Here is an 8,352-nt window from a genome sequence, read left to right on the forward strand (position 1 = left end):
ATCGGGGTCTGCTCACATTCAGGCGATCGCCCGGGGAGTCGTTCCGTGTTCGTGTTCCTGCTGATCTCGCTTGTCGTGGTCGTCGCCGCGGTGGCGCTCGCCATCGTCGGGAGCGGCGACCAGCCGGGCAGGCAGGCCCGCGGCGCGGCCGGCGGCCTCGCCGACGTCCCGCCCGATCTGCTGGACGAGCCGCTGCCGCCCGAGCGCCCCGTCACCCACGCGGACGTGGCCGGCCTGCGCCTGGCGGTGGGCGTACGGGGCTACCGGATGGACCAGGTCGACGACATCCTCGACCGGCTCGGCGCCGAGCTGGCGGAGCGGGACGCGCGGATCGCGGAGCTGGAGTCCGCGCTCGCCGGTGCCCAGGCCGTCGCCATGGGCCGGGGCGCCCCGGAGCCCGGCCGGACACCGGTCGCCGGACGGGCTTCCGGCCCGCCGCGCGACGAACGGGCACAGGACGCCCCGGACCGCGGCACGCACCCCGGGGCCGGCGGCCCGGCCGGCGCCGGGACACAGAGCGGCGACGAGCCGTGGGAGACCCGCCGGCGGAACACCGGCGGGGAAGGGGAGGCGTGATGACGACCGACACCGAGGAGGCCTTGGGCGGCACCGCACCGGGCGGCCCGGTGCCGCTGGAGGGCGGCGCCCTCCCCGGACCGGACGGGCGGCTGCGCTGCCCCTGGGGCGTCACGGCCGAGGACTACGCGGCGTACCACGACACCGAGTGGGGCAGGCCGGTGCACGGCGACGACGCCCTCTACGAACGGCTGTGCCTGGAGGCGTTCCAGTCCGGCCTGTCCTGGCTGACGATCCTGCGCAAACGCGAGGCGTTCCGCGCCGCCTTCGCGGGCTTCCGCATCGGCCAGGTCGCACGGTTCACCGAGGAGGACGAGCGCCGCCTGCTGGCCGACAGCGGCATCGTCCGCAACCGCGCCAAGATCAGCGCGACCCTCCACAACGCCCGCGTCGCGGCCGGATGGGAGCCGGGCGAGCTGGAGCGCCTGGTGTGGTCGTACGCGCCCGACCCCGCCACCCGGCGGGCGCCCCGCACCACCGCCGAGGTCCCCGGCTCCACCCCCGAGTCGACCGCCCTGGCCAAAGAGCTGAAGAAGCGCGGCTTCCGCTTCGTGGGCCCCACCACCGCCTACGCCCTGATGCAGGCCTGCGGCCTGGTGAACGACCATCTCGCGGACTGCTGGTGCCGCGGGACCTCGCCGCAGCCGGCCCCGTGACGCCTCCGCGCGGCCGTCGCCGCAGTCGCCGCCGTCGGCCGCTGCGCCGTGTGCGGCCCGTCGCGCGAGGTCCGTCGCGCGCGGCCTGTCACGCTTTCGCCGCGCGCGGAGGAGCGCGGGGACGCCCCGAGGGGGAGCGGGGCGCCGCTCAGCGGCCGGTGAAGCGCGGGCGCCGCTTGTTGACGAACGCCTCGACGGCGATCCGGTGGTCCGCCGAACCGCCCACCCGCACCTGGAGTTCGGACTCCTTGGCGAGGGTCTCGGCGAGCGAGTGGGCGGCGCCGTAGGCCAGGGACTCCTTGAGGGCGGCGTAGGCGGCGGTCGGCCCCTCGGCCAGCTTCCGGGCGAGGGCCCCGGCCTCGGCCGCCAGCTCGGCGGCGGGCACCACCCGGTTCGCCAGCCCCAGCTCCAGGGCCTCCTCGGCCTTGACGCTCCGCGGGAAGAACAGCAGGTCGGCGGCCCGGCCGGGGCCGACCAGCCGGGGCAGGGTCCACGAGACGCCGGAGTCCGCCGTCAGCGCGACACCCGCGAAGGAGGTGTTGAAGGCCGCCGTGTCCGCCATCACGCGGTAGTCGCAGGCGAACGCGAACCCCGCGCCCGCCCCGGCCGCCACCCCGTTGACGCCCGCCACCACCGGCTTGGGCATGCCCGCCAGCGCCAGCGTGATCGGGTTGTAGTGCTCCTCCACCGTGTTCAGCGCGCTGCCGCCGCTCCGCTCCAGGGAGCCGGTGTGCTCCTTGAGGTCCTGGCCCACGCAGAACGCCCGCCCGCTGCCGGTGAGCAGCACGGCCCGCACCGCCTCGTCGGCGGCGGCCCGCTCGAGGGTGTCACGCAGAGCGGCCTTGGTCTCGTTGTCGAGGGCGTTCATCGCGTCGGGACGGTTGAGGGTGACCGTCGCGAGCCCCTCGTTCACTTCGTAGCGCACGGTGTCCGACATACGCTCAGCATGACCTGGATCATCGGAGCCGGACAGGGCACGCACCGGCCCCGCCCGGCCCCGCGGGTGTGACCTGCGTCAAACTCCTCAGCCGTCGGGAGGAGGAGCGAGCGGGGCAGTATCGCAGGCGGATCGCCGCATTGGACGGTTTTGTACGTGGTCGAGCCGGAAGAGATGCGGACTGATGTTGGTCATCGGGTCCTGGGATGCGGGATAATGGGCGGGAAGCAATGTGTTCGATGCCGGTGAATGCTGTGCCTGTTTACGGGACCCCCGGCGCGATCGGCTGGTTTCAGGAAGGGGAACGAGCATGGCGGCCATGAAGCCGCGGACGGGCGATGGCCCGCTCGAGGTGACCAAAGAGGGGCGGGGCATCGTCATGCGCGTTCCGCTCGAAGGCGGTGGGCGACTCGTCGTCGAGCTGACACCGGACGAGGCGACAGCGCTTGGCGAGGAACTGAAGAAGGTCTGCGGCTGACACTTCCGGCCCGGACCCGACGCCCCGGGGCGCACGCGGGAACGCGTGCACCCCGGGGCGTCTCCGTACCCGCGACTCCCCGTGCCCGGGGCGTCGCCGTACCGGCGGGGCTTCGTACGTGGCGCGGACGACGCCGGGCCCCGGGAGGCGGACGGCGCCGTTTCGGCGGAGGCGTCCGTACCCGACGCGGAGTCGCCGCGCGGGCCGCGAAGCTGTCGCCGGGTCCGGGCCGCGGCGGTGACCGGGCCGGGCCGGCCGTCACTCACCGCGTTTGACCGCGCACAGCAGTCCGTCGCCCACCGGCAGCAGGGAGGGCATCAAGGCGGTGCTCTCCCGTACCGTGCGCAACAGCTCGCGCAGCCGCAGCACTTCGGTGGGCTGGGCCGAGGGATCGCCGATGCGGCCCTCCGCGAAGACCCCCGCGAAACAGATCAGTCCGCCGTCGCGCAGCAGTCGCAACGATTCGGCGAGGTAGTCGAGGCACTCGCTCCGGTCGCCGTCGCAGAAGACGAGGTCGTAGCCGCCGTCCGCGAGACGGGGCAGCACGTCCAGCGCCCGGCCGGGGATGAACCGCACCCGGTTGCCCCCGTTGCCCACGAACCCGGCCGCGCGGAACGCCTCGCGCGCGAACTGCTGCCGCTCCGGTTCGATGTCGACCGTGGTGAGCACCCCGTCGGGGCGCATCCCGTGCAGCAGATGGAGCCCGGAGACGCCGGTACCGGTGCCGATCTCCGCGACGGCCTTGGCCCCGGCGGTCGCGGCCAGCAGCCGCAGCGCCGCACCGGTGGCGGGGGAGACCGAGCGCAGCCCCGCCTCCTGGGCCCTGGCGCGGGCCCAGCGCAGCGCCTCGCTCTCGGCGCTCTCGACCAGCTCGGCGCCGTACGCGTCGGCGAACGCCCAGCTCGTCTGCCGGTTGCCGGTAATGGCCCTCTCCTGTCCCCGTCCTCCACGCAATCGTGACTGTATCCGTTGGCCCGGGAACCTGCTGATGGGACTGGGCGTTGAAGAGGGGGAGGCCGTCGAACGGCGGCCCTCAAAGCCGGGCAAAGACTCTTATCCGGAGCTAACGGGAGATGTGGCTATGGTAGGGGCTCCAGTGGACACCACCAGAGCCGACAGGGGAGGTGCGGCTGCGCACCGGGACCGCGGCGTCTTTTCCCGATTCCGCCGGCCCGCGGGACAGCCGAAATCCGTGACCGACACCGCTGACCAGGCCCACACCGCCGACTCCGCGACCACGGCGACTTTCGCGACCGATGCGGACGCGCAGGCGTGGACCCCTCCCTCCTGGGAGGAGATCGTCAGCACCCACAGTGCCCGGGTCTACCGGCTGGCCTACCGCCTGACCGGAAACCAGCACGATGCCGAGGACCTCACCCAGGAGGTCTTCGTCCGGGTCTTCCGCTCGCTGTCCACCTACACGCCCGGCACCTTCGAGGGCTGGCTGCACCGCATCACCACGAACCTGTTCCTGGACATGGTGCGGCGCAAGCAGCGCATCCGCTTCGACGCCCTCGCCGACGACGCCGCCGAGCGGCTGCCCAGCCGCGAGCCCACCCCGCAGCAGCACTTCAACGACACGCACTTCGACGCGGACGTCCAGCAGGCCCTGGACACCCTGGCGCCCGAATTCCGCGCCGCCGTGGTGCTCTGCGACATCGAGGGCCTCTCCTACGAGGAGATCGCCGCCACGCTGGGCGTGAAGCTCGGCACCGTCCGCAGCCGTATCCACCGCGGCCGCTCCCACCTGCGCAAGGCGCTCCAGCACCGCTCGCCCGCGTCCCGGGCCGAGCAGCAGCAGCGCGCCCTGAGCGCGGTGGTGCCGGCCGCCCGGACCGGGGAGGTGAGCGCCGGGTGACCCCCGCCGAACACCATCTCGGAGACCGGCTCGCCGCCCTCGTCGACGGCGAGCTGGGGCACGACGCCCGCGAGCGGGTCCTCGCCCACCTGGCGACCTGCCAGAGCTGCAAGGCAGAGGCGGACGCCCAGCGGGCGCTGAAGAGCGTCTTCGCGGACGCGGCGCCCCCACCGCCCTCCGAGGGCCTCCTCGCCCGCCTCCAGGGTCTTCCCGCCTCCGGCGGCCTGCTCCCGGGAGGCATGGACGACCACGGCCCCCTCGGCCCCGGAGGCCCGGGCTCCTCCTCCGCTGAGCGCGACGAGCCGGGAGCGTTCTCGTTCGCCGAGCTGCCCGGCGGCCCCGACCGCTCCCCGTGGGAGTTCGACTACCTGCCGGTCAGCGGTGGCGGGCGCGGCGCGCTGGCGCCCCGGCACGGCTTCCGCATACACGAGACCCCCCGCCCCGGCCGCCCCGAGCACCTCGGCCGGGCCGGCCGCCCCGGCCGTCTCGACCGCACCGAGCGTCTCGACCGGGCCGAGCGGGAACGTGCCGAGCGGGAGCGCTCCGCCTCGCGCGGGCGCCGCTTCGCCTTCGCCGCGGCGGGGGCCTTCTCCCTCGCGGCCCTGGCCCTCGGCGGGACGCTCGCCTCCGGTGCGGCCAACGGCTCGACGGGCGGCGGCGACAGCCCCTCGGCGAACTCGGTGCGCAGCACGGGCTCGGCCGCCGGCTCGGGCACCGCCCGGGACAACCGGCGCCGTGGCGGCGAGCACCGCGGCGCGCTCAGCACCCGCGTCACCTCCGGCCCCACCTTCGCGCCGACCGCCTCGCACGGGGCCACGGCCCCCGCCGCGCGGCTGACGGCGCCGGTGAGCCTGCTCCAGCGCTCCGCGGCCTCCCCGCTGTCCTCGCTCTCGACGCTCTCCGCGCTGCACCCGCGGCGCATCTCGCCCGCCACGAACGCCTCCGGCTGGTACGGCCAGTCCGACGCCGCCGGAGCCCTGAGCGCGCTGAGCGGGAAGCCCTCTCCGGCCCCCGGGGAAAGCGGAAGAGCCTCCCGCCATGAGGTGCGGCACGACCCGACGGTGCTGCGCTCCTTCCCCGGCCGGGCCCCGCTGGCCACAGCACCCGGCCCCGTCTCCCTGAGCCGGGCAGGACACTGAGCACACCGAACCGTTGCGTGGTGCCGGGCTCGCGCGTTGACACAGTGGTGCGTTGACGCCCGCTGTGCCGGGCCCGGCACACCTGGTTGAATCCTCATCGACGCCCTGCCGCCCGGCCGGGGCACCGCCGGGCACCTCCTCGGGAACCGTCCGGGCCGGCCCCCGGACCGTACGCCAGGAGGCGGCCGGGGAGGACAGCAGTGCGGGTGACCAGCTGGAGAGAGCATGGACGAGCCGAAGGCCACCAGGCAGCCGCCGAAGTGGCGGAGCCGCCCACGCCGCACCCCGGACGGGCAGCCGGCCCCCGCAGCCGGCCCATCCCTTCCCGAAGCGGCTGAGACGCCCCCACAGGCCCCCGCACCACCCGACCCCACCCCGGCGAGGAACCCTCCGAACGAGGCCCACACCGCCACCGGAGCCACCCGCACCCACCCCGAGTCCCCACACGGTGGTGCCGCCAGGAGCGGCGCCTCACGGTCGGAGCCCGCCACGCCCTCGCGGACGGTTCCGGCCGCCGGGGCGGAGGCCGTGGCCGCTGGACGGCCGGAGCCGCTGCACGGAGTGGACCCGTACTCCACGCCTCCGTACGGAGGGCCGGGGCCGTGGGCGCCGGCACCGCCCGTCCAGCGGCCCGGGGGCACACCGCCGCAGGGCGTCCAGGTGCCGGCTGCCGGAGTGACGCCGCCGTACGGGGTCGCGACGGGCTCCCCCGGCGCCGCGGAGGGCCCCAGGGTGTGCCGGCAGGCGCAACAGCACCAGCAGGCCCAGCAGGGCTCGCAGACCCAGCTCCCTCAGCAGCCGCACCCTGTCACGACACCCGAACCCCACCAGCCCCAGTACTCTCCCCAGGCGCCCCACTTCCACCCCCACCCGCACCCGCACCAACCGCCTCAGCTGACGCAGCCCCTCCAGCTTCTTGAGGCGCGGCCTCTCCAGGCACCGCCCCGTCGGCCGTCGTGGTCGCGGTCGCGGTCGCGGCGCGGGACGCGGCTGGCGGTGGGAGCCGTGGTGCTGGCGCTGGTGGCCGGGGGAGTGGGCGGGCTGATCGGTGCGTATGTCGAGCGGAACGGCAATGTGAGCGATGTGCGGCTGCCGCAGACGGCGGCCGGCCCTGCGGACGGGGGCGGCCCCCGGCCCAAGGACAGCATCGCGGGCATCGCGCGGCAGACGCTGCCCGGAGTCGTCACCCTGCACGCGCGCGACGGCGGCGCGGAGGCGACGGGGACGGGCTTCGTGCTGGACCGGCGCGGCCACATCCTGACCAACGACCACGTCGTCGACTCCGCCGAGGGCGGTGGCGGGGTGCGGGTCACCTTCAACGGCGGCCAGACCGCGACCGGGAAGGTCGTCGGCAGCGACAGCGGTTACGACCTGGCCGTCATCAAGGTCTCCGGGGTTTCGGGCCTGAGTCCGCTGCCGCTGGGCAACTCCGACGCCGTGCGGGTGGGCGACCCGGTGGTGGCGATCGGCGCCCCGTACGACCTGGACGGGACGGTCACCACGGGCATCATCAGCGCCAAGGAGCGCCCCATCACCGCGGGGGGCGAGGAGCCGGGCAGCGAGATGAGCTACGTCGACGCGCTGCAGACCGATGCCCCGATAAATCCGGGTAATTCCGGCGGCCCGCTGATGGACAGCGAGGGCCGGGTCATCGGGGTGAACAGCGCGATCAAGGGCGGGGGCAGCGATTCCGCATTGCCCGACGGAGAAGGCGGCGGGCACGGCGGCAGCGTGGGACTCGGGTTCGCGATCCCCGTCAACCAGGCACGCCGGGTCGCCGAGGAGCTGATCAACGAGGGCCGCGCCACCCACCCGGTGATAGGGGTCACCCTCGACATGGAGTACCGGGGCGAGGGCGCGCGGATCGGCGGTGCGGGCGGCCGTGGGGAGGCGGTCATCAGCGGTGGTCCCGCGGACCGGGCGGGTCTGGAGGAGGGCGATGTGATCACCGAGGTGGGCGGCAGACCGGTGGCGGACGGCGAGGAGCTGATCGTCCGGGTGCGCAGCCACCGGCCCGGGGACCGGCTGGGACTGAAGGTCCGGCGGGACGGCGGCGGGGAGCGGAGCGTGACCGTGACGCTCGGTTCCGCGACGGGGTGAGTGCTGGCGTGAGCGGCGGGGTGAGTGCCGGGGGCCGGGCCGCGGCGGGCCGGTGCCGCGCCGCGGTGCGGGGTGCGCCGGAACGGGGCGGGAACGGGCCGCGACATGTGGGTGTCCGGTGTGGTCCGGGGCGAGGGCGGGGTCCCGCGTACGTGTGGAGGGCGGGTACCGTGACTGGTGGCCATGTGGGCCATGGACGGAGTGAGGGAGCTGCGCGGTGTTCTTCGATATAGGACCACTGGAGCTGGTCACGCTCATCGTGCTCGCCGTTCTGGTGTTCGGCCCTGACAAGCTCCCCAAGGTGATCCAGGACGTGGCCGCCTTCATCCGCAAGGTGCGGCAGTTCTCCGACAGCGCCAAGCAGGACATCCGCAACGAACTGGGGCCGGAGTTCAAGGACTTCGAGTTCGAGGACCTGAACCCGAAGACGTTCGCCCGCAAGCACCTGCTGGACAACGACGACCTGGGTCTCAAGGAGATCAGCAACACCTTCGACTTCCGCAAGGATCTGGCCGAAGTCACCGACGCGGTCAACGGCACCGACAGCTCCTCGGGCGGTTCCGGCTCGAACGGCGCGCGGGGTGCGAAGAACGGTTCGGGCCGGGTGG

General features: G+C 74.4%; 9 protein-coding genes. 7 read left to right on the plus strand and 2 right to left on the minus strand.

What is annotated here, in order from left to right; translation table 11 throughout:
• Positions 1 to 45 precede the first annotated feature (45 nt).
• Positions 46 to 576: a DivIVA domain-containing protein gene (locus FM076_RS34070; RefSeq protein WP_345945154.1), complete on the plus strand. Its 531-nt coding sequence runs from the start codon at positions 46 to 48 to the stop codon at positions 574 to 576.
• On the plus strand, positions 576 to 1,232 hold the full coding sequence (locus FM076_RS21960) for a DNA-3-methyladenine glycosylase I (RefSeq protein WP_173872691.1): 657 nt from the start codon (positions 576 to 578) through the stop codon (positions 1,230 to 1,232). Before FM076_RS34070 ends, FM076_RS21960 begins: the two co-directional genes overlap by 1 nt.
• 148 nt (positions 1,233 to 1,380) lie before the next feature.
• Here the strand turns inward: FM076_RS21960 and FM076_RS21965 are convergent, their stop codons facing one another.
• Positions 1,381 to 2,169, minus strand: a complete 789-nt coding sequence (locus tag FM076_RS21965) for an enoyl-CoA hydratase-related protein (RefSeq protein WP_173872692.1) — start codon at positions 2,167 to 2,169, stop codon at positions 1,381 to 1,383.
• Positions 2,170 to 2,479: 310 nt separating this feature from the next.
• Here FM076_RS21965 and FM076_RS21970 point away from each other — a divergent pair, with 310 nt between their 5' ends.
• Entirely contained in the window at positions 2,480 to 2,647 is a 168-nt protein-coding gene (locus tag FM076_RS21970) for a DUF3117 domain-containing protein (RefSeq protein ID WP_016469583.1), read from the plus strand.
• 258 nt (positions 2,648 to 2,905) lie between these two features.
• Here FM076_RS21970 and FM076_RS21975 read toward each other — a convergent pair whose 3' ends face one another.
• Positions 2,906 to 3,601: an O-methyltransferase gene (locus FM076_RS21975; RefSeq protein WP_173872693.1), complete on the minus strand. Its 696-nt coding sequence runs from the start codon at positions 3,599 to 3,601 to the stop codon at positions 2,906 to 2,908.
• 127 nt (positions 3,602 to 3,728) lie between these two features.
• On the opposite strand from FM076_RS21975, the gene sigE reads away from it, so the two are divergent.
• The 4 genes from sigE to FM076_RS21995 form a co-directional block, all read left to right on the plus strand.
• Positions 3,729 to 4,505, plus strand: a complete 777-nt coding sequence (sigE, locus tag FM076_RS21980; protein ID WP_173872694.1) for an RNA polymerase sigma factor SigE — start codon at positions 3,729 to 3,731, stop codon at positions 4,503 to 4,505.
• Positions 4,502 to 5,644 carry a zf-HC2 domain-containing protein gene (locus tag FM076_RS21985; protein WP_173872695.1) on the plus strand — a complete coding sequence of 381 codons (1,143 nt, stop codon included), beginning with the start codon at positions 4,502 to 4,504 and terminating at the stop codon, positions 5,642 to 5,644. The genes sigE and FM076_RS21985 overlap by 4 nt, the downstream gene beginning before the upstream one ends.
• A gap of 996 nt (positions 5,645 to 6,640) precedes the next feature.
• Positions 6,641 to 7,744, plus strand: coding sequence for a S1C family serine protease (locus tag FM076_RS35060; RefSeq protein ID WP_345945156.1), 1,104 nt, complete (start codon positions 6,641 to 6,643; stop codon positions 7,742 to 7,744).
• 217 nt (positions 7,745 to 7,961) lie between these two features.
• A partial coding sequence (locus FM076_RS21995) for a sec-independent translocase (protein ID WP_173872697.1) occupies positions 7,962 to 8,352 on the plus strand: 391 nt, incomplete at its 3' end.

It is taken from the genome of Streptomyces albus subsp. chlorinus, from assembly GCF_013302895.1.
Classification (GTDB): Bacteria; Actinomycetota; Actinomycetes; order Streptomycetales; family Streptomycetaceae; genus Streptomyces; species Streptomyces chlorinus.

Bases quoted from the DNA above. Each gene is read 5' to 3' on its own strand.
- FM076_RS21970 (WP_016469583.1), top strand. From the start codon at position 2,480: ATGGCGGCCATGAAGCCGCGGACGGGCGATGGCCCGCTCGAGGTGACC.
- FM076_RS21965 (WP_173872692.1), bottom strand. From the start codon at position 2,169: ATGTCGGACACCGTGCGCTACGAAGTGAACGAGGGGCTCGCGACGGTC.
- sigE (WP_173872694.1), top strand. From the start codon at position 3,729: ATGGTAGGGGCTCCAGTGGACACCACCAGAGCCGACAGGGGAGGTGCG.
- FM076_RS21960 (WP_173872691.1), top strand. From the start codon at position 576: ATGACGACCGACACCGAGGAGGCCTTGGGCGGCACCGCACCGGGCGGC.